The sequence below is a fragment of the Paracoccus yibinensis genome (assembly GCF_030846195.1).
Classification (GTDB): domain Bacteria; phylum Pseudomonadota; class Alphaproteobacteria; order Rhodobacterales; family Rhodobacteraceae; genus Paracoccus; species Paracoccus yibinensis.
Window position 1 is genome coordinate 66,789 of sequence record NZ_JAVCWH010000001.1, and the last position, 24,316, is coordinate 91,104.

Sequence of the window (24,316 nt, forward strand, 5' to 3'; positions counted from 1 at the left end):
CCCGAAGGGGATTCGCACAAGGTCATAGTGACGGGGTGTTGCCAAGAAACCCAGCCAGGGGTGCAGCGCGATCCATTGCGGGAACCGGGCCCTCCCAGGCGATGCGGCCATCCTGCAACAATGCCACCCGGTCGCCGATGGCGCGCACCGAATCCATGTCATGCGTGATGGTGATGGCCGTGGCGCCGGTTTCCGTGACGATGCCCCGGATCAGACCATTGATGCGCCGCGCGCGGATCGGATCAAGACCCGTGGTCGGTTCGTCGAAAAAGATCACCGCCGGATCGTCCGCAATGGCGCGAGCCAGTCCTGCCCGCTTGGCCATTCCACCCGACAGTTCGGCAGGCATCAGGTCCGCGGTTTCTGGCCCAAGGCCAACGCGGCCCAGCTTTTCGATCGCGATGGCCCGGGCCTGGACATCCGGCATCCGCTGGCGCAGGCGGAAGGCGACGTTTTGCCAGACGGTCAGGCTGTCGAACAGCGCGGCCCCCTGGAACAGCATCCCGAAGCGGGCCAGAAAGTCAGGCCGGGTCGCTTGGTCCAGCGGACTGCCCCGCCACAGGATCCGACCGGCCTCGGGCGTGGTCAGGCCCAGGATGCATTTCAGCAGCACCGATTTGCCGGTGCCCGATTGACCGATGACGCACAGGCTTTCGCCCTGCCCCACGGCCAGATCGACCCCCGACAGCACCGGCTTGCCGCCAAAAGATTTGTGCAGGCCATGGATCTGGATCATTCGAAGAACAACCCCGTCAGCACGAAATTCGCGGCCAGGATCCCCACGGCGGCCGCCACCACGGCGGATTTGGTCGCCCGGCCCACCCCTGCGGCCCCGCGGCCCGAATGGATGCCGAACCAACACCCGCAGACCGCCACGATCAGACCGAAAACAACGCCTTTCAGCAGCCCCGACACCACGTCCCAGCGTTCAAGATAGGCGGATGTGTTCGCCAGATATGCCGTCGAGTTGAAGCCCAGCGACTGCGTGCCGACCAGCCAGCCACCCATTATTCCGATGATATCCCCCACACCGACCAGAACCGGCACTGTCAGCATCGCAGCCCACAGGCGGGGCGTGACCAGCCAGCGCATCGGGTCGGTGGACAGCGTCACAAGCGCGTCGATCTGTTCCGTGACTTTCATCGTGCCGATTTCCGCCGCGATGGAACTGGCGACGCGCGCGGCCACCATCAACCCGCCCAGGACGGGGCCAAGCTCGCGCACCATGCCGATGGCGACGATGGCGGGGACCACGTCGCTGGCCTGGAACCGCGCGCCGCCCGAATGAATCTGCAGGGCAAGCGCGGCGCCGGTGAACAGCGCGGTAAGGCCCACCACCGGCAGCGACAGCCAGCCGATCTGCACCAGCTGAGCGGCGAAGGCGCGCCGGTAAAAGGGCCGCAGCCGGAATAACCCGCGCAGGGTGAACAAGGTCACGGCACCAATGCCGCGTGTCATCAACAGCGCGGCGCGGCCGGTCAGCCGAACTGGGTTCACTGCCACGTCCGGTGGTAGCGGTGGCCAAGCGAGGTCAGGATCTCGTATCCGATGGTCCCTGCAAAGTCCGCCAGCCGGTCCACCGGCTGTTCGGGGCAGATCAGGTCCAGTTCGCGCGGCACATCGGCCAGCCCGGTCACATCCACGGTGATCAGGTCCATCGACACGCGGCCCACGACGTGACAGGCCGTGCCTGCCGCATAAAGACTGGCGCCCTTGGAGGAGATCGACCGCAGGATCCCGTCGGCATAGCCCGCCGCAACCGTGGCGATGCGGCGCGGCGCGTCCGCCGTCCAGGTCGCGCTGTAGCCCACGAACTCGCCCGGCTGGACGGTCCGCGTCTGGATGACCGGCAGGGACAGGCGGACCACCGGCTGCGCATTCGCAAAGGGCAGCGCGCCGTAAAGGCCGATGCCGGGGCGGACCAGGTCGAAGTGATAGTCCGGCCCCAGCAGGATCCCCCCGGTCGCCGCGAGCGAACGCGGCACGCCGCAATCGTCGGTCATGGCGCGGAAGGCGGCCAGCTGCGCGGCATTGGCGGGATGGTCCGGCTCATCAGCGCAGGCCAGGTGCGACATGATGAAGTCGGGCTTGGCGGCCAGGACCTCGGCCCGGATGGCGGACCATTCCCCGGCTTCCAGCCCAAGGCGGTTCATGCCGGTGTCGATTTGGATCGCGAAGGGCTTGCCGGGGCGCATGGCCCGGTCACGGAAGAATTGCTCGGGGCTGTTCAGGACGGGGACGAGGCCGGTCAGGTCCGCGCCCTCCATATGGCCGGACAGCACGTTGATGCGGGCATCATCGGGCAGGTGCGGGCGCAACGCGCGACCCTCGCTGGCAAGTGCCACGAAGAAGTCGCGCGCGCCTGCCTCATACAGCGAAGGCGCCACGTGCGCGGCGCCCAGGCCATAGGCGTCGGCCTTGACCACGGCGGCGGCGCGGGCGCCGGAGGCCTTGGCGGCAAGCGCCTTCCAGTTGGCGACGATGGCTTGCAGGTCGATATGCAGGGTCATGGCGGGCCGTTACGTTGAGCTTGGGACCTTCAACCAGAAATCGGCACGCGCTTCCACCTGTTTCAGACGAACTGTTCGCGCAGCAGTCGCTCCTCCAGCCCGTGGCCGTTGTCGAACAGCAGCCGATGGCGGACGTCCTGCGCGCTGCGGATCTGGACCCGGACAACATGGCGCACGGACCGGGAATCCGCGTCCGCCATGACGGGACGGCGGTCAGGGGTCAGGACCTCGACCTCGACCTGGGCTCCCTTGGGCAGCAGCGCGCCCCGCCAGCGGCGCGGGCGAAAGGGGGCAATGGCAGTCAGGGCCAGAACTTCGGAATTGATTGGAAGAATAGGACCATGCGCGGAATAGTTATAAGCGGTCGAACCGGCCGGCGTGGCGATCAAGGCGCCATCACAGACCAGTTCGGCCATCCGCATCCTGCCGTCCACATGGATGCGCAATTTCGCGGCCTGCGGGCCTTCGCGCAACATGCTGACCTCGTTGATGGCCAGGGCCTCGTGGACGGATCCGTCGGCGCGGATCGCCCGCATCCGAAGGGGGTTGATGACGGTTTCCTCGGCGGCGGCCAGGCGGTCCAGCAGCCCGCCCTCGGCATAGCCGTTCATCAGGAACCCCACGGTGCCCCGGTTCATGCCATAGACCGGCAGGTCGCGGCCGGTCAGGCTGTGCAGCGTCTGCAGCATGAAGCCGTCGCCGCCCAGCGCGACCACCACCCCGCAGCGGTCCAGATCCACCGTGCCATAGCGGTCCGTCAGCACCGCCAGCGCCTTCTGGGCAACATCGGATTCGCTGGCGGTGAAGTGGATCAGTGGCGTCATGATGGTCCCTGGCCTTGGCGCGGGCAGCATCGGACGCAGCCTTTCGCAATGCAAGCCCCGCCACATCCCCGGGAAGTCGCACCTGTCCCGGGTTTCTGCCGCATTTGTGCCTTTCCGCACCGTCAACCCTGGGGTATGACATCGCCAAACCGCCGCCCCTTGGCCCAACGATAAGGACGCGAACCATGAACGCCCCGACCCGTGAAACCGGATTCTTCACCGATGCGCTGCAAAACAGCGATCCCGAAATCGCCAAGGCCATCACCCAGGAACTTGGCCGCCAGCGAGATGAGATCGAGCTGATCGCCTCCGAAAACATCGTCTCGAAGGCTGTTCTGGAAGCCCAGGGCTCGGTCCTGACGAACAAGTATGCCGAAGGTTATCCGGGCAAGCGGTATTACGGCGGCTGCCAGTATGTCGATGTCGTGGAAACCCTGGCCATCGAGCGCGCGAAGACGCTGTTCGACTGCGAATTCGCCAACGTCCAGCCGAACAGCGGCAGCCAGATGAACCAGGCCGTGTTCCTGGCGCTGCTGCAGCCGGGCGACACCTTCATGGGTCTCGACCTGAACTCGGGCGGTCACCTGACCCACGGCTCGCCGGTGAACATGTCGGGCAAGTGGTTCAACGTGGTCAGCTATGGCGTGCGCCAGCAGGACCAGTTGCTGGATATGGAGGAGGTTCGCCAGAAGGCCCTGGAAAGCAAGCCCAAGCTGATCGTGGCGGGCGGCACCGCATACAGCCGCGTCTGGGACTGGGCCGCCTTCCGCAAGATCGCGGACGAGGTCGGTGCCTATCTGATGGTGGACATGGCTCATATCGCGGGCCTGGTCGCGGGCGGCGTCCATCCCTCGCCCATTCCGCACGCGCATGTCGTGACCACGACGACGCACAAGTCGCTGCGCGGCCCGCGCGGCGGCATGGTGCTGACCAACGACGCCGACATTGCCAAGAAGATCAACAGCGCAGTGTTCCCTGGCCTTCAGGGCGGTCCGCTGATGCACGTCATTGCTGCCAAGGCCGTGGCCTTCGGCGAGGCGCTGCAACCGTCGTTCAAGGCCTATGCCGCGCAGGTCGTGAAGAACGCGCAGGCCATGGCGGACGAGCTGATGAGGGGCGGCATCGACATCGTCTCGGGCGGCACCGACAACCACCTGTGCCTGGCGGACCTGCGCCCGAAAGGCGTGACCGGCAAGGCGACCGAGGCAGCCCTTGGCCGCGCCCATATCACCTGCAACAAGAACGGCGTGCCCTTCGACCCGGAAAAGCCCTTCGTGACCAGCGGCATCCGCCTGGGCGCGCCCGCCGGCACCACCCGCGGCTTCGGCGAGGAAGAATTCCGCCAGATCGCCCGCTGGATCGTCGAGGTCGTGGACGGCCTGGCCGCCAATGGCGAAGAGGGCAATGCCGAGGTCGAGTCCAAGGTCAAGGCCGAGGTCGCCCAGCTTTGCGCGCGCTTCCCGCTGTATTCCGGGATGTGATCTGCTGAACGGCAATGACCCGCCGCATCGGTTGCGGCGGGTTTTTTCATGCCTACTCGGCTGCGGTTGCGGCGACAGTCGCGTTTGCCCGCACGCGCAACTGTGCCTCGCGCCAGGTGATGTAGCAGATCGCCCCGATCATCAGCCCGCCGCCCAGGATGACCCAGCCGTCCAGAGGCTCGTGGAAGACAAAGACCCCGACAAGGCTGGCCCAGATCAGTTGCAGGAAGGTGACCGGCTGCGTCACGGTCATCGGCGCGACTGCGAAGGCGCGTGTCATGGCGTAATGGCCAGCCGTGCCAAAGGCCGCGACAAGTCCCAGCCAGGCGACCTGCTCCCATGTCGGCGGAACCCAGACCGCCCAGGCGATCGGCGCCAGCCCGATCGAGACGGTCAGCGACATCATGGCGACCACGACAGCGGGCGCGACATGTTGGGTGATGCGCTTGGCGACCAGGTAGGAACCCCCGAACGCAAGCGAGGCGAGGACCTGCGACAGGTGCCCCGGGTCCAGTTCTCGCAGACCAGGCCGCAGCACGATCAGCGCGCCCATCAACGCCACGACGACCGCCATGATCCGCCGCGCGGCCAGACGCTCGCCCATGAACAGCGCTGCGCCAATCGTCACGACGATGGGGTTCAGGAAGCCGATCGCCGTCACCTCGGCCACGGTGATGCGCGACATGGCATAGAACCAGGCGATCACCGCCACCACATGCAACGCACCCCGCAGGGTCAGCAGACGCCAGACATGAGGCGAAAAGCCAGCCCGCAGCGCCGGCACCAGCAGCGGCCCCAGAAACACCAGCCCGAACAGAAAACGGATGAAGGCTGCCTGCGGGGCGGGCACCGCGCCTTCCAGCCCGCGCACGATGCCGTTCACGGCGACGAAACAGAAGCCCGTCACCAGCATCCAGCCGATCCCCGCAAGGTCACGGCGCGTCTGCGCATCCATTTGCATGACGTGCAGTTGGACCGGATTGCGAGGCGGGCGCAAGCTCAATCCACGATCAGGGTCAGGGCGATGGACCACATGACGAGGCCGATCCCCAATTCCAGCACCTGCCAGGCGCGGGGACGGGCGAAGACGGGCGCCAGCAGACGCGCCCCGTAACCCAGGGCAAAGAAGAACAGGACCGACCCGGTCATGGCACCAAGACCGAAGACCAGCGGAGAGGGCCAGCCCGCCGACACCGTCCCCAGCAGCACGACCGTATCCAGCCAGACATGCGGATTGAGCCAGGTCAGCGCCGCGATCAAGGCCAGCGTCCTGCCGAGGGTTTCACCATTCCCGTCGGGCCGCAGCGCGCCGCCCCCCCGCCAGGCCGCACGGAACGACCGCGTTCCATACCAGGCCAGGAACGCCGCCCCGGCCCACCGCATAGCCTCGGCCAGCACGGGCGCCGCAGTCAGGACGCGGGCCACGCCCGTCACCCCCAGCAGGATCAGAAGCCCGTCGGACGCGGCACAGAACAGGCAGACCCAGAAGACATGATGCCGCATCAGCCCTTGCTTCAGCACAAAGGCATTCTGCGCCCCGATGGCGACGATCAACGACAATCCGGTTCCAAATCCGGCGGCATAGGACAACATGGTGGCACCTCCGGGTTCGCCTGTCGCATGGCAGATAGACCAGCTAAAGTGAATTCGCCTTTCCTTGATGAAGCGAAGCTGATGCTTGACTATCCTGCCCTTGCCGCCCTGGCCGAAGTCATCCGCCGTAACTCCTTCGAAGCTGCGGCCGCTGCGCTTCGCGTCACACCCTCGGCCGTCTCCCAACGCATCCGGGGCCTGGAGGACCGGATGGGATGCGTGCTGATCGATCGGGGACCACCCCTGAAACCCACCACCGAAGGACTCCGCCTGGCAGCGCATCTGGATCGGGTCAGGCTGTTGGAGTCGGTCCTGGGCGACATCGCCCCCGAACGGCCGGTGATGCGCCTGGCGGTGAATGCCGACAGCCTGGCCACCTGGGTCATGCCTGCCTTGGCTGCCGCCCCAGGGCTGCTTGACCTGACCATCGACGACCAGGACCATGCGCTTGACTGGCTGCGCGGTGGATTGGTTACGGCCGCCATCACCAGTGACAGCCGTCCCGTGCCGGGCTGCGACAGCTTGCGCCTGGGGGGCATGCGATATCGCGCAACTGCCAGTCCCGATTTCATGAGGCGCCATTTCGCGAATGGCGTGGATGCAGCCAGCCTGGTCCGCGCCCCTTCGCTGTCCTTCAACAGCAAGGACGCGTTGCAAGCACGATGGATTGAGGCCTTGACCGGCAAGCGACTGACCCTGCCGATGCATCGTATCCCTGCTTCACAAGCCTTTGCCGATGCGGCACGACTGGGGATCGGCTGGGGCATGAACCCCGAGATGTTCATCTGCGATGACCTGATCCAAGGCCGCCTTGTCGACTTGGCCCCGGACCTGCCGCTGGACGTGCCGCTCTATTGGCAGTTCAACCGCATTGCAGGCCCGGTGCTCGCGCCCCTGACCGCCGCAATCAAGAAAGCCGCCCGCGCCGCCCTGCTGCCGTGATGGCCCTTTGCCTTGGTCCAAATATCCCGGGGGGCACGGGGGGCTGGCCCCCCGTCACCGCCCCCGGCAAGGCCCCGCCCTTACAGTTGCGCGGCAACCGCCTCGGACAGATCGAAGTTCCCGGTGACGTTCTGCACGTCGTCGTCGTCCTCCAGGTTGTCGATCAGCTTCATCAGCTTCTGCGCCGTTTCCAGATCGGTGATCTCGGTCGGCGCTTGCGGCTTCCAGATCAGCTTCGCGGTCTCGGACTCGCCCAGTGTGGCCTCAAGCGCGGTGGACACTTCGTTCAGGGCGGTGTCGGCGCAATAGATCCAGTGGCCTTCCTCGTCGGTTTCCACGTCATCGGCGCCTGCCTCGATCGCGGCCAGCATCACCGTGTCGGCATCACCCGCCGACAGCGGATACATGATCTCGCCCACGCGGTCGAACATGAAGCTGACCGAACCGCTCTGCCCCAGGTCGCCGCCCGCCTTGGTAAAGTAACTGCGCACGTTTGACGCGGTGCGGTTGCGGTTGTCGGTCATTGCCTCGACCACGAGGGCGATCCCGTTCGGACCGTAACCCTCATAACGGATTTCTTCATAGTTCTCGGCGTCGCCGCCCTGCGACTTCTTGATGGCGCGGTCGATCACATCCTTGGGGACCGAATTCGACTTGGCTTCCTTGACAGCCAGGCGCAGACGCGGGTTCTTGTCTGGATCGGGGTCGCCCATCTTGGCGGCAACGGTGATTTCCTTTGACATCTTCGAAAACAGCTTCGCCCGGATCTTGTCCTGCCGCCCCTTGCGATGCTGAATATTGGCCCATTTGGAATGGCCTGCCATGATCGGTCGTCCTTCGCATTTTCTGACAGTTCAGGTCTGGCCCGCTTTTAGTCCAGCCCGCCCGTCTCTCGCAAGACGCGCCGCGCCAAAAGCAAAGCGCCCGGCCTGTTGGGGACGGGCGCTGCACGGCAGGCAGATGCGCGGACCTCAGAGTGCGGCCGAGACGCCCATGATCCGCCGGATTTCGCCTTCGCGCGTCAAGCCGCGCGCCGCCAGTTGCGCATCGCTCAGCTGGTTCAGACGCTCAATCTCGCGGGCATGAGGAACGGCTTCGGCGATCAGCACCAGAAACCTGCCGATGGCCGCAAACGGTGTCGCCATTGATCTCCAGGAAAAACCCCGGGGCGCGTCGATGGTGGTGTTGGCCATGTGGAAACCCTTTCGTAGAACGACAAAGTGCTTCCTCCCCTGTGGTCCATATTGCGGCTGGACCCGGTTTTCTCAACCTTCGATGATGCATGACAGCATTGCAGGCTCGTCAGGACGGGTTAACCGGGATCAGATCGGCCAGAACAGCGGGATGACAAGGCAGGCAACGATGCCGCAGATGATGTCCAGAGGCACGCCCACGCGAACAAAGTCGCTGAACCTGTAGCCCCCGGGACCATAAACCATCATGTGGGTCTGGTATCCGATGGGCGTGGCAAAGGCGACAGTGGCCGAAAACATGACCGCCACCACATAGGCGCGCGGATCGTGGCCCAAGGACTGCGCAAGCGCGATGGCGATTGGCGTCAGCAACACGGCAACCGCGTTGTTCGACAGGATTTCCGTCATCACCAACCCCAGGAAATAGATCGCGATCAGCGTCGCAAAGGGGGGAATGTCGCGCAGCCAGGGGGTGACGAAATCGACGATCAGCGCCACGGTGCCCGTATGCTCCAGCGCCTCGCCCACGGCCAGCATGGCAAAGATCATCGCCATCAGCCGTCCGTCGATGAATGAGAACGCCTCCTCGGCGTCGATGCAGCGGGTCAGCAGGATCACGGCGGATGCAAGAAAAGCCAGGACCATGATGGGCGCCAGGTCCAAGGCCGCCAGCGTCACGACGGCCAGCAGGCAGACGATGGCAATCGGCGCACGTTCGCGCCGATACGCCCGGGCCGAGGGACGCGACACATCCACCAGCCCCATGTCTGCGGCCAGCCGGGCGATATCCTCAGGCGCGCCTTCCAGCAGAAGCGTATCGCCGACGCGGACCACAAGATCGTCAAGTTGCCGGCCCAGATTCTGGTCCCGACGATGCGCCGCAAGAACATAGATCCCGTAGCGGCGGCGCAGGCGCATGTCGCCAAGGCGGCGCCCGACCAACTGCGCGCCGGGCGAGATGAGCACCTCGACCGTTTCGGTTGCGACCGAACTCAGCTTGTCGGCAACTTGCAGGTTCTTGTTGCCCAGCAATTCCAGCAGATCGACCATCTCGGACCGCAGCACCACCCGGTCGCCTGGCTCCAGCACCACACTTGCCAGATCACGACGAAGCGATGCGTCGCCGCGCAGGACGTCGATCAGCCGCACAGCCTCGCGCTTGAACAACGCAACATCGACCGCCCTCTGGCCGACCAGCGTCGAATCCTGCGGGATCGCCAGTTCGGTGAAATACTTCATCTCCCGCCGCGCACCCAGAAAACCGGCCAGCGATGTCCGGTCCGGCAACAGCTTGCGGCCAAGCAACGCGAAATAGGCAACGCCTGCCAGGGTGATCGCAATGCCCACCGGCGCGATCTCGAAGATCGTGAAGGGTTCCATCCCCTGTTCGCGCGCGACCCCGTCCACCAGAAGGTTCGTCGAGGTGCCGATCAAGGTGATCATCCCGCCCAGAATGGTGAAGTAACTGAGCGGCATCAAAAGCTTGGAGGGAGAGAGTTTCATCCGGCCGGCAAGCTGGATGCAGATGGGGATCATCACCGCCACGACCGGCGTGTTGTTCATCACCGCAGAGGCGACGACGACAAACGCAAACAGCGCGCAGACCGTGAAAACGGGGTTCGAGGTCGCCCGCGCCGTGACGATGCGCGACATTATCTCCAGGGCGCCGGTGCGCAGCAGGCCGCCCATGATCAGGAACATGAAGGCGATGGTCCAGGGGGCGGAATTGGACAGGACGCCTGCCGCCGCATCGGCGGGCAACAGGCCCAGCGCCAGCATGGCGGCAGCGGAGCCGATGGCCACGACTTCGGGCGGCTGCTTTTCGCGGATGAACTGGATGAAGGTGATTGCCACGATGACCAGCATGGCAATTGCCGCATTCGTTCCGGTCAGGTCAAATCCAAGCATGAAGCCCCTGTCGATGGGCGCCGATCAACGGCGGGTCGTCGCGGGTGATAGAATTGTTTCGCCTGTCACCGCAAGCGAAAGCGGGCAGGCTATCCCGGATGGGTCTGGGACAGCCGCCCGCCGTCTCGCACCGGCTCGATCAGGGTGGCAAGGCCGGTGCGGTCGTCGGTGACGACCAGGGTGCCCGACAGCGTCGCATCACCCTCGGCCGGGACGAAACGGTCGCGGGTCATGCCGGTGATGAAGCGGCGCAGCGGTTCGGCCTTGTCCATGCCGATGACACTGTCGTAATCGCCGCACATCCCGGCGTCCGACTGATAACCCGTGCCGCGCGGCAGGACCTGGGCATCGGCCGTCGGCACATGGGTATGCGTCCCCAGGACAGCACTGGCCCGTCCGTCGCAGAAATGGCCCGTCGCCATCTTCTCGCTGGTGGCTTCCGCATGGATGTCGACCAGGGATGCCTGGACCATGCCGCCGGGCGGATGCGCGCGCAGCACGGCATCGAGGGCCGAGAACGGGTCGTCATAAGGCCGCGACATGAACACCTGCCCCAGGGCCTGCGTCACAAGCAGCTTGCGACCCCGCGCGTCAGAGATGACGGTGCTGCCCCGGCCCGGCGCCTCCTTGGCGAAGTTCAGGGGACGGACGATCCGGGGCTCGCGGTCGATGAAGGCCAGCATGTCCTTTTGGTCGAAGGCATGGTCCCCCAGCGTCAGGCAATCCGCGCCCGCTTCCAGCAGAAGCTGTGCGTGTCCGGCCGTGCAGCCGCGTCCGCCGCTGGCGTTTTCGGCGTTCACCACCACCAGATCGGCCTTCAGCCGCGTCCGCAGGGGAGCCAGCCGTTCCACAATGGCGCGCCGCCCGGCCCGCCCCATCACGTCGCCAAGAAAAAGTATCCGCATGAGTCGGTCGTTACGCTCATGCCCGGCCCGCTTCAAGCACCGTCTCTGGACAGGGGCGCGGGGCGCGATCATCCTGCGCCCCGAAGCGGAAAGGGACCGAGGATGGATCAGGCAGATTGGGCGGCGGTCGAGCTGGCCGCAGGAGAACTGCGCTTGTGGCTGATGGAGGGGGGCGAAAGTGTCACGGCATCCTGCGGCGACGATCCCGGCCAGACCTTGCGTGCGCTGCTGTTGCCCATGCTGGAAGGGGGGCAGGTCATGGATGTTGTCGCCTGCGGCTGGCCCGGGGTCGAACCGGTCCGCGTTCCCTGCCCGCCCCCGCCGCCCGCAGTCCCGATGGACTTGGACCCCCGGATACGGCTGCACGCGCTGCCCGGCCTGGTTCAGGACCGCCCCCTCGACCTGCTTGCCCGTGCCGTCCCCCTGATCGGCGGCCATCTGGCGGTCGTGCCGGATTTCGATGGGGTTTTGTGCCTGCCGGGCCAGCCTTCGGCATGGGTGCAGATCAGCGCGGGCGAGATCGTCAGCTTTCGCAGCTTCCTGACGGCCGAGATCCTGTCGGCACTCGACGCAGCGCCCCGGGCCGCTTTCGACAAGGCGGCTTTCACCGAAGGGGTTGCCCAGGCAATGTCCCGCCCGGCATCCCTGGCAGCTGACCTGTCATCCGCGCGCGCCGGTCTTGCGTTGGGCCGGACCGACCGCGCCGCCGCGGGCTCCCGCATGGCGGGGCTGATGATCGGGGTCGAACTTGCGGCAGCCCGGCCCTGGTGGCTGGGCCAGAATGTCGTCATCATCGGCGACTGCCCGCTGACCGAGCTCTATGTCGAGGCCTTGGCGGCGCAGGGCGTGATCGCCGCCAAGGCGGATCCCGAGCAGACCAGGCTTGCCGGAATGCGGGCGGCACGGCCAAGGCTGTCGCTGTAAAAGGAACCCCGGACCCGCCCTGTGGTTCTGTTGCCGAACAGCCTGCCGGAGCAGCGATGAATTCCAGGGACGATCTGTCTTGCGACGTGGCGATCATCGGGGCGGGCACGGCCGGCCTTGCGGCGGAACGCGCAGCCCGCCGGGAAGGCGCCCGCACCCTTCTGATCGACGACGGCTTTGCAGGGACGCTGTGCGCCACCACCGGCTGCATGCCGTCAAAGCTGCTGATCGCCGCCGCCAGCGCCTGTGCCGGCCTGGAGCAGGCGCGGCTGATGGGCATAGACATTCCATCGGCGCGGGTCGATGGCCAGCGGGTGATGGAACGGCTGCGGGCGGAGCGCGACCGTTTCGCGGCGGGGGTGCGCAAGGGATTGGCCGATCTTCCCGACGGCACCTGCATCGACAGCCGTGCGCGATTTGCAGCACCCGGCAGGCTGGAATTGCGCGACGGCAGGCAGGTCGCCGCGCGGGTCGTGGTGATTGCCACCGGATCGGCGCCCGTGGTCCCCAAACCCTATCGAGATCTTGGTCCGCGGGTCCTGACCAATGACACCGTGTTCGAACTGACGGATCTTCCGCGCAGCATGGCGGTGATCGGCGCCGGTCCCCTGGGTGCGGAACTGGCGCAGGCTTTCGCAAGGCTGGGCGTGCGGGTCGCGCTGTTCGACAAGGGCGACCGGCTGGCCAAGATCCGCTGCGACAAGGTGCACAAGACGTTTCGCGACCTGTATGCAAGGGATGTCGCGCTGCACCTGGGCTGCGCGCCACAGCCGTCGGCGCGGGAAGACGGGATCCGGCTGGCGTGGCAGGGCCGGTGCGAGGATTTCGACTGCGTGCTGGTGGCCACGGGCCGCGCGCCTGCGCTGGAGGGTCTGAACCTTGCGGCATCGGGGCTGCGGCTGGACGAAAAGGGCGTGCCCCGGTTCGACCGCGACACCCTGCAATGTGGCGACAGTGCGGTTTTCATCGCGGGCGACGCGGATGCCGATGCCCCTGTCCTGCACGAGGCCTCTCTGGAAGGCGCGATTGCCGGGCGGAATGCCGCCCGCTATCCCGATGTGACGCCCGTCGAACGTCCGCCCTTGTTCACCCTGACCTTCACCGATCCCCCGGTTGCGGCCATCGGCGCTGCGCCCGATGACTGCGCCTTGAACGGATTTGCCGACTATGCCGATCAGGGCCGTGCACGGGTCGAGGCGCGGGCGGGCGGCATCCTGCGCCTGGGCGCGGACGAACAGGGGCGGCTGACCGGTGCCGATCTGGCCGTGCCGGGGGGCGATCACCTGGCGCATCTTCTGGTCGCGGCGGTCATGAACGGGAACACCGCGCGCGACATGCTGGACATGCCCTTCTATCACCCTACGCTGGAAGAGGGGCTGAAGCCCGCCCTGCGCCAGCTCTGCAAGGCAGCAAGCCTGGATCTTTCCACCAGCCGCGACAGCGGCAACCCGCCGGGGGCATGATGGCCGAACGCATGATCGATCTTGGCAACGGCTTCTGGAACATTCGCGGCGACCTGAGGATCGGCGGCGTGGTCAATGTCGGCACCCATTCGTCGCTGGTGCGGCTGTCGTCGGGTGAATTCCTGTTCCTGGATTCCTATGGTTTTGGCGACGATGTCGCCCGCCAGATCAGGGCGCTGACCGACAATGGCCGCGCCGTCCGGGCAATCCTGAACCTGCACCCTTTCCACACGATCCATTGCGAGACGATGCACCGCATGTTCCCGCAGGCGGAACTGTTCGGATCGGATCGGCACAAACGCAAGTGGCCCGACCTGCCGTGGCAGCCCCAGACGGTCGAGTCGCCCGAGGTTGCTGCGCGTTTTCCCGATCTGCGCTTTTCGCTGCCCGACGGCCTCGATTACATCTGCCAGAACGAACGCGTCCATGCCGGATCGCTGCTGGCCTTTCATCCCGCCAGCGGCAGTCTGCACGTCGACGACACCCTGAATGTGCTGCCGATCCCCGGCTGGCTGCGGCAACTGCTGCGCCAGCCGCGACTTGCCTTCCACCCGACACTGGGTCAGGCCTTGCAGGACCGTCCCGGCGCGGCACGCGATTTCTGTAATTGGGCCCTGCGGATCGCAAATGACTGGCGCGATGCCCGCACTGTCTGCGCAGCCCATTCCGCCACGCTGGCGATAAACCCGGGCAGCTTTCCCGACCATATCAGGACGGCGCTGGCCCGCGTCGAATCCGTGCTGACGCGGGCCGAGGCGAAAACCCGCTAGCCCAGCCGCGCGATCAGGGACGAGGTGTCCCAGCGGCCCCCGCCCATCCGCTGCACGTCCTTGTAGAACTGATCGACCAAGGCTGTCACGGGCAGGGACGCGCCCACCTCGTCCGCCGCCGCCAGGCAGATTCCCAGATCCTTGCGCATCCAGTCCACCGCGAAACCGTGGTCGAAATGGCCCTGATCCATGGTCTTGTGACGGTTGGCCATCTGCCAGCTTCCGGCGGCACCCTGGCTGATGACCTCGACCAGCTTGTCGACCTGAAGCCCCGACTTCTTGGCGAAAGACAGGGATTCCGACAGGGCCTGCACAAGGCCCGCGATGGCGATCTGGTTGCACATCTTGGCGATCTGGCCCGCGCCCACGTCGCCCATGCGCCGGCAGATCCGGGCATAGGCGGCGATCACGGGTTCCGCCGCGTCGAAGTGCTGTTCCGACCCGCCGCACATGACCGACAGTTGCCCGTTCTCGGCACCCGCTTGTCCGCCCGACACGGGCGCATCGACATAGCCAAGGTCCATGCCCTGCGCCGCACCGGCCAGTTCGCGGGTCACGGCGGCGGACACCGTGGTGTGGTCCACGAAGATCGCGCCCGGCCGCATCCCGGCAAAGGCACCATCGGGTCCAAGGCAGACCTGGCGCAGGTCGTCGTCGTTGCCCACGCAGGCCATGACGAAATCGGCCCCTTCGGCCGCCTCCCGGGGGGTGGACGCCCAGGTCCCGCCATGCCTGGCCACCCAGGCCTCGGCCTTGGCGGCGGTCCGGTTGAAGACCGTCACGTCATGGCCCGCAGCCTTCAGATGCCCCGCCATCGGCGCGCCCATCACGCCCAGTCCCAGAAATGCCAGTTTTGCCATATGTCCCTCGACTACCGAAGCGCGGGTCCGTTGAATAAGGGCCGCGCCTGAACTATGCAGCACCCCAACATTCCCGTGCGCCTTGGTCAAGCGCGCAGGCACCCCGAAGGACAGGCAGCGGACCGGCCCATGGATCATCTTCCGACATGCTGACCCTTTTCCGCTGGCTTTTGCAGCTGACCATCGGGCTGATCGTGCTTCTGGTTCTGGCGACGGTCCTGGCCTGGTATTTTGCCGTCCGGTCCCTGCCCGACTACAACGCCACGCTGCATGTCCGGGGCATATCCGCCCCGGTCGAAATCGTGCGGTCCACCGAGAATGTTCCCCATATCTTCGGCCAGACGGACGAGGACGTGTTCTTCGCCCTGGGTCTGGCCCATGCCCAGGACCGGCTGTTCCAGATGACCCTGCTGCGCCGCGCGGCCCAAGGCCGCCTGTCCGAGGTGTATGGCGCCGGCGCGTTCCCCGCCGATGACCTGGCCCGGCGGTTGGAGCTTTACCGCAACGCCGCCGCATCGGTCGATTCGCAGGATCAGGCGACCCAGGCCGCGCTGCGCGCCTATGCCGAAGGCGTGAACCAGTGGATTGCAGAGGTGAACGAAGGTGCACTGGGCCGGGGCGCACCGGAATTCTTCATCCTGCCGCAAGAGATCGCCTATTGGCAGCCCGCCGATTCGCTGGCGATCCTGAAACTGCTGGCAGCGGCGACCAGCGATGCCGCGGCCGAGGAGATCTTGCGTGCGCGCCTGTCGCTGACCTGGCCGGAACGCGGGCCGGAACTGCTGTTCGGTGAGGGCGACGGTCCTGCGCTGCCCCGGTATGCCGATATGTTCCCCGGCGCCCGGCTTGCCCCGCCCGAGGCGCGGCTTGGCCCCGCCCCGGCGCGTGACGCCGCCGGTTTCCTGTCCCCCAACCAGGGACTTGGGGCCAACAGCTTCGCGGTCGCCGCCGACCGGACTGCGGCTGGCGGCGCGCTTTTGGCGAACGATCCGCAAAGCCCGCTGATCGCGCCGTCGCTGTATTACCTGGCGCGGCTGCAACTGACGCCGGGGGGCGTGATCGGGGCCACGGTGCCGGGGCTGCCGGTGGTCTTTTCGGGGCGCAACCCGCAACTGGCCTGGGGCATCGCGCCCGCCAATGTGGACGACGCCGATATCGCGATCGAGGAGATCCAGCCCGGAAAGGCCGACCGCTATCGCGGCACGGAAGGCTGGACCGAATTCACCACCCGCAGAGAGGTGATCCGGGTGCTGGACGAACCCGCCCGCGCCATCACCCTGCGCAGCAGCCGCAATGGTCCCCTTGTGCCGCTGCTGGATCCGGGGCTGGCGGATGTCACCCCCCTGGGCCATGTTCCCGCGCTGCGATGGACTGGCCTTTCGGCAACGGATACCACGATGTCGGCCCTGATCGGGTTGATGCGCGCCACCGATGCCGACAGCGCGGCGACTGCGCTGGGGCGGGTCGTGGCGCCTGCCATGGCCGTGACGCTGGCAGATGCGGACGGGATCCGCCAGGTGACAGTGGGCGCCCTGCCCCAGCGATCGGCCAGCCATCCGACCGGCGGCCTGATGCCGGTGCCCGGCTGGCTGCCGAATGGCGAATGGACGGGACTGATGTCTCAGACACTGGACAGCCCCACCCCCGATGAGCTGGCTTTCGCGACCGAGGAACGCGGTCCCCTGACCCTGCGCCGCGCCCGGTTGTCGCATCTGCTGGGGGACCGGGAGGTCCATTCGCGCGACAGCTTTATCGCCGCCCAACTGGATATCGTCAGCCCTGCCGCGCGCGCGCTGCTGCCGCTGGTCGGGGCCGATCTGTGGTTTACGGGGGAACCCGCCGCCCCCGGCACGCCGGAACGCCAGCGCCAGGACGCGCTGAACCTGCTGGCCGAATGGGACGGCGCCATGAGCGAGCATTTGCCCGAACCCTTGATCTATTCCGCCTGGGTGATGGCTTTGCAGGACCGCCTCATCCGGGACGAACTTGGCCCCGTGGCGGACGATATCCGCGTCCTGCACCCCGGATTCATCGATTCCGTGTTCCGCAACCGCGGCGGCGCGGCGGTCTGGTGCGACATCGTGCAAAGCGCCCCGGACGAGGATTGCACGACCATTGCCCGGCAAGCCTTGGACCGTGCGATTCTGGACCTGACCCAGCGCTTCGGTCCCGACGTGACAAGCTGGCGTTGGGGTGATGCGCATCAAGCGCGCCATCTTCATCCCGGCCTGGGGCAGATCCCGGCGCTTGGCTGGATCGTCAACCTGTCGCAGTCGATTTCCGGCGGCGCCTTCACCGTGTCCCATACCGAAATGCTGGGCACTGGCACCGCACGGTTCGAGGCGCGGACCGGCCCCGGTTATCGCGGGGTTTACGATCTGGCTGACCCTGACAGTTCTGTCTTCATCATCTCGACCGGGCAGTCAGGCCATCCGCTTTCGCGCCATTACGACGATCTGGCCGGGCTGTGGCGACGTGGGGAATACGTCGGCATGTCACTGGACCCGCAGCTTGCCCGCGCCGCGGCCACCGGCATTACCCGACTGGAACCCGATGGCTAGTCGAACAGCACGACCTGCCTGATCGCGCGGCCCTGGTCCAGCAGGTCGAAACCTTCGTTGATCTGATCCAGCGTCAGGGTATGCGTCAGCAGCCTGTTCACAGGCAACTGGCCCGCGCGATACATGCGGATGAAGCGCGGAATGTCGCGCTGCGGGACGCAGGATCCCATGTAGCTTCCCTTCACCGTGCGTTCGTCGGCCACGACATTCACGGCCGGGATCCGGAATTCCGCCGTGGGCGCGGCAAGCCCTGCCGTTACGGTCTGCCCGCCACGTCGGGTGATGGCATAGGCTAGCTCAAATGCCGGAACCGCGCCCGCCAATTCGATCGCGTGATCGACGCCGCCGCCCGTATCGGCCCGGATGCGGTCGGCCAGATCGGGTTCGGCAGCATGAAAGGTGCGCGTCGCCCCCAGGTCGCGGGCAAGGGCCAGCTTGTCGTCCGACAGATCGACGGCCAGGATGTCGGTCGCGCCCGCCGCCACTGCCCCCAGCAGCGCGGCCAGGCCGACACCGCCCAAGCCGACAATGGCAACACTTTGCCCCGGCTGCACGCGGCAGGTGTTCAGCACCGCCCCCACCCCTGTCTGGACCGCGCATCCGAACAGCGCCAGTTCCGCAAAGGGTATGTCGTCGGCATCCACCCGGACGACCGAGTGCCGCGACACGACCGCATGATCGGCATAGGCCGACACCCCGCAGTGGTGATGGACCTCGCGCCCTTGGTCATGCAACCGCATCGCGTCCCCCATCAAGACGCCCTTGCCGTTCGCCGCCGCCCCCGGAATGCACAGCGCGGGCCGTCCCTCGGCGCAGGGCAGGCAGGCGCCGCAGGTCGGCTGGAACGTCATCACCACCCGGTCGCCTGGCAACAAGTCGCGGACCGCGCCGCCCACCTGAACCACGGTTCCCGCCGCCTCGTGCCCCAAGACCATGGGGACAGGGCGGGGACGGTTTCCGTTGATCACCGACAGATCAGAATGGCATAACCCCGCCGCGCCGATCCTGACCAACACCTCCTCGGGTCCCGGGGGATCCAGCTCCAGTTCCCGGATTTCCAGCGGCCGGCTTTCGGCGAAAGGTGCGGCGGCGGGCGAGGATGTCAGCACGGCGGCGCGGATCTTCATTCATTTCTCCTTCTTCGTCAGGCGGATATTTCCGATCCAGGGACTGCCGATCAAGACAGTTGTTGGACCGTGCCGGCCATGGCAACGTGATCGCACCATTGTTGAAGACCGCGTTTTTCAAGGGTGCATGATGGCCAGAAATCCGAAGGGCAACAACGCCGCAACGGCAGGGAACAACCTTTTGTGGGGACATGCCCTGGTTCTTGGCGACGGAAGTTATGACAACCGCAGCGATTCCGGCATTCTGGCGCTGCGCGGGCTTGGCGGAAACGACACGATCCTGGGCGACATCCATTATGACGGGACCGATTTCTGCGAAGGCGACGACGCTTATGGCGGGACCGGCAACGACGTCATCTATGGCGATTGCGGCCCGGATGAACCTGGCTGGCAGACCAGCAGCAACGGCGCGTCCGACAGGCTTTGGGGCGAGGACGGCGACGACCTGATCTTTGGGCAGGCGGGCAATGACAACCTTTATGGGGGCCTGGGCCAGGACACGCTGATCGGCGGCATCGGCGGCGACTGGATCGAAGGAGGCGACGGCAACGACCTGATCTGGACGGATCTGCAAGAAAGGTTCGGCGTCGCCTTCTACAACACTGCCCATGGCGGGGCTGGAAACGATTCGATCCGGGGCGGGGATGGCGTCGATGTCATGGATGGCGGCACCGGCAGCGACCTGGCGATCGGACGGGGCGGCAATGACGACATCGACGGTGCCGACGGGGCTGACACGCTTTACGGCGGGACCGGAAACGACCGGCTTGAAGGCGGCGGCTATTACGCCACGAACGCAGACGGTGCGGACCTGTTGTCGGGCGAGGAGGGCAACGACACGCTGATGGGCGACGGCGGCCATGACCGGCTGTTCGGCGGCACCGGGTCGGACGTTCTGGAGGGGAACGAAGGCAACGATCTCTATGACGGCGGCCTGGGTGCCGACAGCTACTACTGCGGGTCGGGCAACGATGCCTATGTCGTCGACAATCCGGGCGACCGGCTGCTGTGGGATTATGCCGACACCGGCATAGACCAGGTTCGCAGCACCATATCCTGGACGCTTGGGACCTATCAGGAAAACCTGGCCCTTTTGGGAGCGGCTGGGACTGGCACCGGGAATGCCGGGGCGAATGCCCTGTTGGGCAACGGGGCCGCGAACCGGCTTTTCGGACTTGGCGGCAACGACGTGGTCAACGCCCAAGGCGGCAACGATCAGGTGGCAGGCGGCGCAGGGAACGACAGGCTGCTTGGCGGCGAAGGCGCGGATACCCTGACAGGCGCTGCGGGCGCCGATATTCTGGAAGGCGGACTTGGCGCCGACCGGTTCCATTTCTTCGCAGCCGCGGATTCGGCCGGTCCATCACGGGACGTGATCACCGATTTCATGCGTGTCCAGGGCGACCGCATCAGCTTGGGTTTCGACGCAGCCACCACCGTGGCCGGACTTCAGGATTTTGGCTTCATTGGCGCAAATGCCTTCGGCGGTGCGGCGGGGCAGTTGCGTTACCAGCTGACGCCTACAGGGACGGTGATTCAGGGCGATGTGAATGGTGACCGTGTGGCCGACTTTACCCTGCTGCTGGATGACCGCATCGCCTTGACTGCGGATTGTTTCATCCTGTGATCCGTCGCCAGCGATGGAACAGGTCGCCGCCAAGAGGGCGCGTTTCCATCAGTTGGAACTGTGGCGCATCGGCCAGATGCACAAGCCCCATCGGCCCGATCCCAGCCCTGCCCTCACCCCCCAGCACGACACCGGCGGTATAGCCGATGACCTGATCGACCAATCCCGCCTGCAATAGCGACGCGGCCAGCACCCCGCCCCCCTCGCAGAAGACCCGCGTGACGCCCTGTTGTGCAAGCCGCCTTAGCGCATCGGGGGCCGAGGCGTCGATCTGCAACAAGGGGCCATGCATTGGTCCTTCGGGGGGAAGGTCGGGCAAGGATTGTGAGGACAGCACCACCCGAAGCGGCTGGCGGGGCGTCGTCAGCCCCCGCACGTTCAGCGACGGGCGGTCGGCACGGGCGGTATTGCCCCCGACCATCACGGCGTCATGGGCCATGCGCATGGCATGGACGTGCAACCGCGCCTGCGGTCCGGTGATCCACTTGCTTTCGCCGCTGGCCGTGGCGATGCGGCCGTCAAAGCTGGTCGCCAGCTTCAGGGTCACGAAGGGCCGCCCGGCCAGGATGCGCGACAGGAACCCCGCCTGCAATTCCTGCGCCTCGGCCTGCCTGACGCCTTGGGCGACGCTGATGCCCGCATCCTCCAGCATCGCGTGCCCGCGACCGGCCACACGCGGATCGGGGTCCGTCATGGCCGATACCACCCGCCTGATTCCGGCCGCGATCAATCCTTCGGCGCAGGGGGGGGTGCGACCATGATGGGCACAGGGTTCCAGCGTGACATAGGCCGTGGCACCCTGTGCCAGGGAACCGGCGTGATCCAGTGCCATCCGTTCCGCATGAGGACGCCCGCCGGGCTGTGTCCAACCCCGGCCCACGATGCGCCCTTCCCGCAGGATTACGCAGCCGACTGCCGGATTGGGCCAGACATTTCCCAAGCCCCGGCGCGCCAGGCGCAGGGCATGATCCATGTGGCGCAGGTCGTCGTGGTGGGGCACGCCTTATTCGCTGCCGGCACCAGGGCGCAGTTCCGACACGAACTTGTCGAAATCGTCCGCGTCCTGGAAATTCTTGTAAACGCTGGCGAAGCGGACATAAGCCACGTTGTCTATGCGGGACAGGGATTCCATCACGATCTCGCCGATCATCTTGGAAGGAATGTCCGTCTCGCCCGTGCTTTCCAGGCGGCGGACGATGCCGCTGATCATCTGCTCGATCCGTTCAGGTTCGACGGGGCGTTTCTGCATGGCGATGCGGATGGACCGGGCCAGCTTGTCGCGGTCGAAATCCTCTCGCCGGCCGCTGGACTTGACAACGACCAGATCGCGCAGCTGCACCCGTTCATAGGTTGTGAAACGTCCCCCGCAGGCAGGGCAGAAACGGCGGCGGCGAATGGCGACATTGTCTTCGGCGGGACGTGAATCCTTGACCTGAGTATCCACATTTCCGCAAAACGGGCAGCGCATCCAGTTGTCCCCTGTGCCGCACAAATCCCTATAACCATAAGGCATCGGCAGGAATTGGGTAGCTTTATCCACAAGCCACAAGATGTTCTTCAGGCAGGCTGTGTCCTGAATGCCGCGCTGTCAGCCGGCCTGAAACAGGGCGGCGACTTCCCGTCTGTGAGGCGCGCGGCGGTGTTCCACCAGATAGAGCCCCTGCCAGATGCCAAGCATCATACGGCCACCTGCGACTGGAACTTGCAGGCTGACCGGCAGGACGGCCGCCTTCAGATGGGCCGGCATGTCGTCCGGGCCTTCGTCACGATGGCGCAGCCACGACATGGAAGGGTGATCGGCGGGCGGCGCGATGCGGTCCAGCCAGCCAAGCAGATCAGATTGCACGTCGGGATCGGCATTTTCCTGGATCAACAGCGAACAGGACGTATGGCGCACCATCAGCGTCAGAAGTCCGTCGCCCGCGCTGTGGTTCGCCAACCATGCCGCCACATCGCGGGTGAAATCGTGACAGGCGGGACCGCGCGTCTGGATGGTGAAGATGCGGTTCATTCCGCCGCCTCGGGACTGCTCAGCAGGGGCAGGTCGTCGTCGCCGTCATGCCCGATGGCCAGCCGTTTCTGGTTGCGTGCGCCAAGCTGGCGCAGCATCTCGGCCTGGCGGATCACGTTGCCGGACCCGCGGGACAGCCGGTCCATGGCCGTGGCATGGCTTTTCTGCGCGCGGTCCAGGGCCGTGCCGACTTCGTCCATTGCCGAGACGAAGCCGTGCAGCTTGTCGTAAAGCGCCCCTGCCCGGTTGGCGATGGCCGCCGCGTTAGATTCGCGCCGCTCGACCGTCCAGATGTGATCGACCGTGCGCAGCGTCAGCATCAGCGTGGTGGGCGTGGCCAGCCCCACACGGTTCTCCATCGCGTGTCGCGTCAGGTCGGGATCGACGCGCAGCGCCTCGGAGAACGCGCCTTCGATGGGGACGAACATCAGGACGTAATCGACCGAGCCTTCGTCCAGCGCATGATAGCCCTTGCCCGAAAGCGAGGCGATATGGGCACGCATCGCCGCCACATGCCGGCGCAGCGCGCCGTCGCAGATGGACGGATCCTCGGCGCTGACCGCCTCCTCATAGGCCAGAAGCGAAACCTTGCTGTCGACCACCAGAACCTTCTTCTGCGGCATCTTGATGATGACGTCGGGCCGCCAGGTCCGGCCCTGCTCATCCTTCTGGCTGGTCTGGGTGATATAATGCGTTCCCGCCAGCAACCCCGAATCCTCAAGGATGCGCTCCAGGATCATCTCGCCCCAGGCGCCGCGCTTCTGGCTGTCGCCCTTCAAGGCACGGGTCAGGTTGACCGCCTCGCGCGAGATGGCCTCGGACCGGCGGTAAAGCCCCTCGATCTGCTCGCGCAGGCGGGCGCGTTCCTCGTCCGTGGCCTTGTTGCGGGCCTGAAGCTCGGTCTGGAAGCGGTGGACCTGGTCGCGGAAGGGGGTCAGCAGCGCACTCAGCTGGTCGCCATGGACACGCTGCATCTCTGCCCCCTGGGCCTTCAGGGTCTCATTGGCCAGAAGCTTGAACTGGCTCGTCATTTCCTCGCGAAGTTCTTTCAATGTGGCGATCTCGCGCTGCGCCGCCTCCAGATCCTTCTGGGCCATCAGCCGGGCCTCGGACAGGTCGCGCTCAAGGCGGGCGACGGTCTGGCGTTCGACGCGCAGGGTCTGCTCCAGGCCGTTGCGTTCGTCGGTCAGCCTGGCGACCACATCATTCACTTGGCCATGCGCTTCATGCAGGCGCGCAACCTCTCGCCGCTCGGCGGCCACATCCTTTTCCGCCGCCAGCCGAGCGGAAGCCAGTTCCCCTTCCAGCCGCGCGAGGTTGCGGCGATCGGCGTGCAGTGCGTCCGCCAGTTCGTCTCGCTCCTGGCCCAGTTCTGACAGGCGCTTTTCCAGATGCTCGGCCTGAGCCTCGAGCCGTCCGGCGCGCAGTCGCTGTTCGTCCAGGTCGGCAAGCTTGCGTTCCAGATCCTGGATCCTGCCGTCGTCCACCAGCCGCGCAGTGCCGCGCCGTTGGGTCAGCAGCAGCACCAGCACGACCGCCGCCAGAACAAGGCAGATGACGATGGGGATCGTGTCGGCGGGCATGAACAAACCTCGTGCAACGTGGTTGCAGCGTTCA

Annotated in this window: 23 protein-coding genes; 7 read left to right on the top strand and 16 right to left on the bottom strand. The window is 66.1% G+C overall.

Annotation, left to right across the window (positions count from 1 at the left end):
• Positions 1-22 precede the first annotated feature (22 nt).
• The 4 genes from RAH32_RS00325 to RAH32_RS00340 form a co-directional block, all read right to left on the bottom strand.
• Positions 23-736 (bottom strand): ABC transporter ATP-binding protein, encoded by a 714-nt coding sequence (locus RAH32_RS00325; RefSeq protein WP_306604012.1) that lies wholly within the window; start codon positions 734-736, stop codon positions 23-25.
• The gene (locus RAH32_RS00330; protein WP_306605156.1) at positions 733-1,458 is read right to left on the bottom strand and encodes an MlaE family ABC transporter permease; all 726 of its coding nucleotides are present in this window, start codon (positions 1,456-1,458) and stop codon (positions 733-735) included. Before RAH32_RS00330 ends, RAH32_RS00325 begins: the two co-directional genes overlap by 4 nt.
• Positions 1,459-1,493: 35 nt before the next feature.
• Positions 1,494-2,510, bottom strand: coding sequence for an alanine racemase (alr, locus tag RAH32_RS00335; RefSeq protein ID WP_306604015.1), 1,017 nt, complete (start codon positions 2,508-2,510; stop codon positions 1,494-1,496).
• A 62-nt stretch (positions 2,511-2,572) separates the two neighbouring features.
• Positions 2,573-3,334 carry an NAD kinase gene (locus RAH32_RS00340; protein WP_306604017.1) on the bottom strand — a complete coding sequence of 254 codons (762 nt, stop codon included), beginning with the start codon at positions 3,332-3,334 and terminating at the stop codon, positions 2,573-2,575.
• 185 nt (positions 3,335-3,519) lie between these two features.
• Between RAH32_RS00340 and glyA the strand changes: the two genes are divergently transcribed.
• Positions 3,520-4,815: a serine hydroxymethyltransferase gene (glyA, locus tag RAH32_RS00345; protein ID WP_306604019.1), complete on the top strand. Its 1,296-nt coding sequence runs from the start codon at positions 3,520-3,522 to the stop codon at positions 4,813-4,815.
• A gap of 52 nt (positions 4,816-4,867) precedes the next feature.
• Here the strand turns inward: glyA and RAH32_RS00350 are convergent, their stop codons facing one another.
• Together RAH32_RS00350 and RAH32_RS00355 are read right to left on the bottom strand one after the other, a co-directional pair.
• Positions 4,868-5,776, bottom strand: a complete 909-nt coding sequence (locus RAH32_RS00350; RefSeq protein WP_306604021.1) for a DMT family transporter — start codon at positions 5,774-5,776, stop codon at positions 4,868-4,870.
• Between the two features lie 38 nt (positions 5,777-5,814).
• Complete coding sequence (locus tag RAH32_RS00355) at positions 5,815-6,408, bottom strand: LysE/ArgO family amino acid transporter (RefSeq protein WP_306604023.1); 594 nt, start codon at positions 6,406-6,408, stop codon at positions 5,815-5,817.
• Between the two features lie 81 nt (positions 6,409-6,489).
• On the opposite strand from RAH32_RS00355, the gene RAH32_RS00360 reads away from it, so the two are divergent.
• Positions 6,490-7,350: a LysR family transcriptional regulator ArgP gene (locus tag RAH32_RS00360; RefSeq protein WP_306604025.1), complete on the top strand. Its 861-nt coding sequence runs from the start codon at positions 6,490-6,492 to the stop codon at positions 7,348-7,350.
• An 80-nt stretch (positions 7,351-7,430) separates the two neighbouring features.
• Here RAH32_RS00360 and RAH32_RS00365 read toward each other — a convergent pair whose 3' ends face one another.
• The 4 genes from RAH32_RS00365 to RAH32_RS00380 all read right to left on the bottom strand — a co-directional run bounded on the left by RAH32_RS00365 (position 7,431) and on the right by RAH32_RS00380 (position 11,356).
• Positions 7,431-8,174: a YebC/PmpR family DNA-binding transcriptional regulator gene (locus RAH32_RS00365; protein ID WP_306604027.1), complete on the bottom strand. Its 744-nt coding sequence runs from the start codon at positions 8,172-8,174 to the stop codon at positions 7,431-7,433.
• A gap of 147 nt (positions 8,175-8,321) precedes the next feature.
• Complete coding sequence (locus RAH32_RS00370; RefSeq protein WP_306604029.1) at positions 8,322-8,543, bottom strand: hypothetical protein; 222 nt, start codon at positions 8,541-8,543, stop codon at positions 8,322-8,324.
• Positions 8,544-8,672: 129 nt separating this feature from the next.
• Positions 8,673-10,451 (bottom strand): SLC13 family permease, encoded by a 1,779-nt coding sequence (locus RAH32_RS00375; RefSeq protein ID WP_306604030.1) that lies wholly within the window; start codon positions 10,449-10,451, stop codon positions 8,673-8,675.
• An 89-nt stretch (positions 10,452-10,540) separates the two neighbouring features.
• The gene (locus RAH32_RS00380) at positions 10,541-11,356 is read right to left on the bottom strand and encodes a TIGR00282 family metallophosphoesterase (RefSeq protein ID WP_306604031.1); all 816 of its coding nucleotides are present in this window, start codon (positions 11,354-11,356) and stop codon (positions 10,541-10,543) included.
• Positions 11,357-11,458: 102 nt separating this feature from the next.
• Here RAH32_RS00380 and RAH32_RS00385 point away from each other — a divergent pair, with 102 nt between their 5' ends.
• The 3 genes from RAH32_RS00385 to RAH32_RS00395 are packed head-to-tail and all read left to right on the top strand — an operon-like array spanning position 11,459 to position 14,513.
• The gene (locus RAH32_RS00385; protein ID WP_306604032.1) at positions 11,459-12,280 is read left to right on the top strand and encodes a 2-dehydro-3-deoxygalactonokinase; all 822 of its coding nucleotides are present in this window, start codon (positions 11,459-11,461) and stop codon (positions 12,278-12,280) included.
• 56 nt (positions 12,281-12,336) lie between these two features.
• On the top strand, positions 12,337-13,743 hold the full coding sequence (locus RAH32_RS00390) for a dihydrolipoyl dehydrogenase (RefSeq protein ID WP_306604033.1): 1,407 nt from the start codon (positions 12,337-12,339) through the stop codon (positions 13,741-13,743).
• 11 nt (positions 13,744-13,754) lie between these two features.
• A complete protein-coding gene (locus tag RAH32_RS00395; RefSeq protein WP_306604035.1) occupies positions 13,755-14,513 on the top strand; it encodes a hypothetical protein in 759 nt (252 codons plus the stop codon).
• Here the strand turns inward: RAH32_RS00395 and RAH32_RS00400 are convergent.
• Positions 14,510-15,511, bottom strand: coding sequence for an NAD(P)-dependent oxidoreductase (locus tag RAH32_RS00400; protein ID WP_373429628.1), 1,002 nt, complete (start codon positions 15,509-15,511; stop codon positions 14,510-14,512). The genes RAH32_RS00395 and RAH32_RS00400 overlap by 4 nt on opposite strands.
• Before the next feature lie 8 nt (positions 15,512-15,519).
• On the opposite strand from RAH32_RS00400, the gene RAH32_RS00405 reads away from it, so the two are divergent.
• Positions 15,520-17,934 carry a penicillin acylase family protein gene (locus tag RAH32_RS00405; RefSeq protein ID WP_306604039.1) on the top strand — a complete coding sequence of 805 codons (2,415 nt, stop codon included), beginning with the start codon at positions 15,520-15,522 and terminating at the stop codon, positions 17,932-17,934.
• Here RAH32_RS00405 and RAH32_RS00410 read toward each other — a convergent pair.
• The gene (locus tag RAH32_RS00410) at positions 17,931-19,061 is read right to left on the bottom strand and encodes a zinc-dependent alcohol dehydrogenase family protein (protein WP_306604041.1); all 1,131 of its coding nucleotides are present in this window, start codon (positions 19,059-19,061) and stop codon (positions 17,931-17,933) included. The genes RAH32_RS00405 and RAH32_RS00410 overlap by 4 nt on opposite strands.
• A 127-nt stretch (positions 19,062-19,188) precedes the next feature.
• Between RAH32_RS00410 and RAH32_RS00415 the strand changes: the two genes are divergently transcribed.
• Complete coding sequence (locus tag RAH32_RS00415) at positions 19,189-20,688, top strand: calcium-binding protein (RefSeq protein WP_306604043.1); 1,500 nt, start codon at positions 19,189-19,191, stop codon at positions 20,686-20,688.
• On the opposite strand, the gene ribD is transcribed toward RAH32_RS00415, so the two are convergent.
• The 4 genes from ribD to RAH32_RS00435 form a co-directional block, all read right to left on the bottom strand.
• A complete protein-coding gene (ribD, locus tag RAH32_RS00420) occupies positions 20,678-21,688 on the bottom strand; it encodes a bifunctional diaminohydroxyphosphoribosylaminopyrimidine deaminase/5-amino-6-(5-phosphoribosylamino)uracil reductase RibD (protein ID WP_373429629.1) in 1,011 nt (336 codons plus the stop codon). The genes RAH32_RS00415 and ribD overlap by 11 nt on opposite strands.
• Positions 21,689-21,691: 3 nt before the next feature.
• Positions 21,692-22,156: a transcriptional regulator NrdR gene (nrdR, locus tag RAH32_RS00425; RefSeq protein ID WP_103171064.1), complete on the bottom strand. Its 465-nt coding sequence runs from the start codon at positions 22,154-22,156 to the stop codon at positions 21,692-21,694.
• A gap of 120 nt (positions 22,157-22,276) precedes the next feature.
• Complete coding sequence (locus RAH32_RS00430; protein WP_306604047.1) at positions 22,277-22,699, bottom strand: secondary thiamine-phosphate synthase enzyme YjbQ; 423 nt, start codon at positions 22,697-22,699, stop codon at positions 22,277-22,279.
• Positions 22,696-24,282, bottom strand: a complete 1,587-nt coding sequence (locus RAH32_RS00435; RefSeq protein ID WP_306604048.1) for a DNA recombination protein RmuC — start codon at positions 24,280-24,282, stop codon at positions 22,696-22,698. The genes RAH32_RS00430 and RAH32_RS00435 overlap by 4 nt, the downstream gene beginning before the upstream one ends.
• Positions 24,283-24,316 lie beyond the last annotated feature (34 nt).

Excerpts from the sequence above, each read along its gene's own strand:
- RAH32_RS00325 (WP_306604012.1), bottom strand. The coding sequence starts at position 736 with ATGATCCAGATCCATGGCCTGCACAAATCTTTTGGCGGCAAGCCGGTG.
- RAH32_RS00330 (WP_306605156.1), bottom strand. The coding sequence starts at position 1,458 with ATGACACGCGGCATTGGTGCCGTGACCTTGTTCACCCTGCGCGGGTTA.
- alr (WP_306604015.1), bottom strand. The coding sequence starts at position 2,510 with ATGACCCTGCATATCGACCTGCAAGCCATCGTCGCCAACTGGAAGGCG.
- RAH32_RS00340 (WP_306604017.1), bottom strand. The coding sequence starts at position 3,334 with ATGACGCCACTGATCCACTTCACCGCCAGCGAATCCGATGTTGCCCAG.
- glyA (WP_306604019.1), top strand. The coding sequence starts at position 3,520 with ATGAACGCCCCGACCCGTGAAACCGGATTCTTCACCGATGCGCTGCAA.
- RAH32_RS00350 (WP_306604021.1), bottom strand. The coding sequence starts at position 5,776 with ATGCAAATGGATGCGCAGACGCGCCGTGACCTTGCGGGGATCGGCTGG.
- RAH32_RS00355 (WP_306604023.1), bottom strand. The coding sequence starts at position 6,408 with ATGTTGTCCTATGCCGCCGGATTTGGAACCGGATTGTCGTTGATCGTC.
- RAH32_RS00360 (WP_306604025.1), top strand. The coding sequence starts at position 6,490 with ATGCTTGACTATCCTGCCCTTGCCGCCCTGGCCGAAGTCATCCGCCGT.
- RAH32_RS00365 (WP_306604027.1), bottom strand. The coding sequence starts at position 8,174 with ATGGCAGGCCATTCCAAATGGGCCAATATTCAGCATCGCAAGGGGCGG.
- RAH32_RS00370 (WP_306604029.1), bottom strand. The coding sequence starts at position 8,543 with ATGGCCAACACCACCATCGACGCGCCCCGGGGTTTTTCCTGGAGATCA.
- RAH32_RS00375 (WP_306604030.1), bottom strand. The coding sequence starts at position 10,451 with ATGCTTGGATTTGACCTGACCGGAACGAATGCGGCAATTGCCATGCTG.
- RAH32_RS00380 (WP_306604031.1), bottom strand. The coding sequence starts at position 11,356 with ATGCGGATACTTTTTCTTGGCGACGTGATGGGGCGGGCCGGGCGGCGC.
- RAH32_RS00385 (WP_306604032.1), top strand. The coding sequence starts at position 11,459 with ATGGATCAGGCAGATTGGGCGGCGGTCGAGCTGGCCGCAGGAGAACTG.
- RAH32_RS00390 (WP_306604033.1), top strand. The coding sequence starts at position 12,337 with ATGAATTCCAGGGACGATCTGTCTTGCGACGTGGCGATCATCGGGGCG.
- RAH32_RS00395 (WP_306604035.1), top strand. The coding sequence starts at position 13,755 with ATGATCGATCTTGGCAACGGCTTCTGGAACATTCGCGGCGACCTGAGG.
- RAH32_RS00400 (WP_373429628.1), bottom strand. The coding sequence starts at position 15,511 with ATGATCCATGGGCCGGTCCGCTGCCTGTCCTTCGGGGTGCCTGCGCGC.
- RAH32_RS00405 (WP_306604039.1), top strand. The coding sequence starts at position 15,520 with ATGCTGACCCTTTTCCGCTGGCTTTTGCAGCTGACCATCGGGCTGATC.
- RAH32_RS00410 (WP_306604041.1), bottom strand. The coding sequence starts at position 19,061 with ATGAAGATCCGCGCCGCCGTGCTGACATCCTCGCCCGCCGCCGCACCT.
- RAH32_RS00415 (WP_306604043.1), top strand. The coding sequence starts at position 19,189 with ATGATGGCCAGAAATCCGAAGGGCAACAACGCCGCAACGGCAGGGAAC.
- nrdR (WP_103171064.1), bottom strand. The coding sequence starts at position 22,156 with ATGCGCTGCCCGTTTTGCGGAAATGTGGATACTCAGGTCAAGGATTCA.
- RAH32_RS00430 (WP_306604047.1), bottom strand. The coding sequence starts at position 22,699 with ATGAACCGCATCTTCACCATCCAGACGCGCGGTCCCGCCTGTCACGAT.
- RAH32_RS00435 (WP_306604048.1), bottom strand. The coding sequence starts at position 24,282 with ATGCCCGCCGACACGATCCCCATCGTCATCTGCCTTGTTCTGGCGGCG.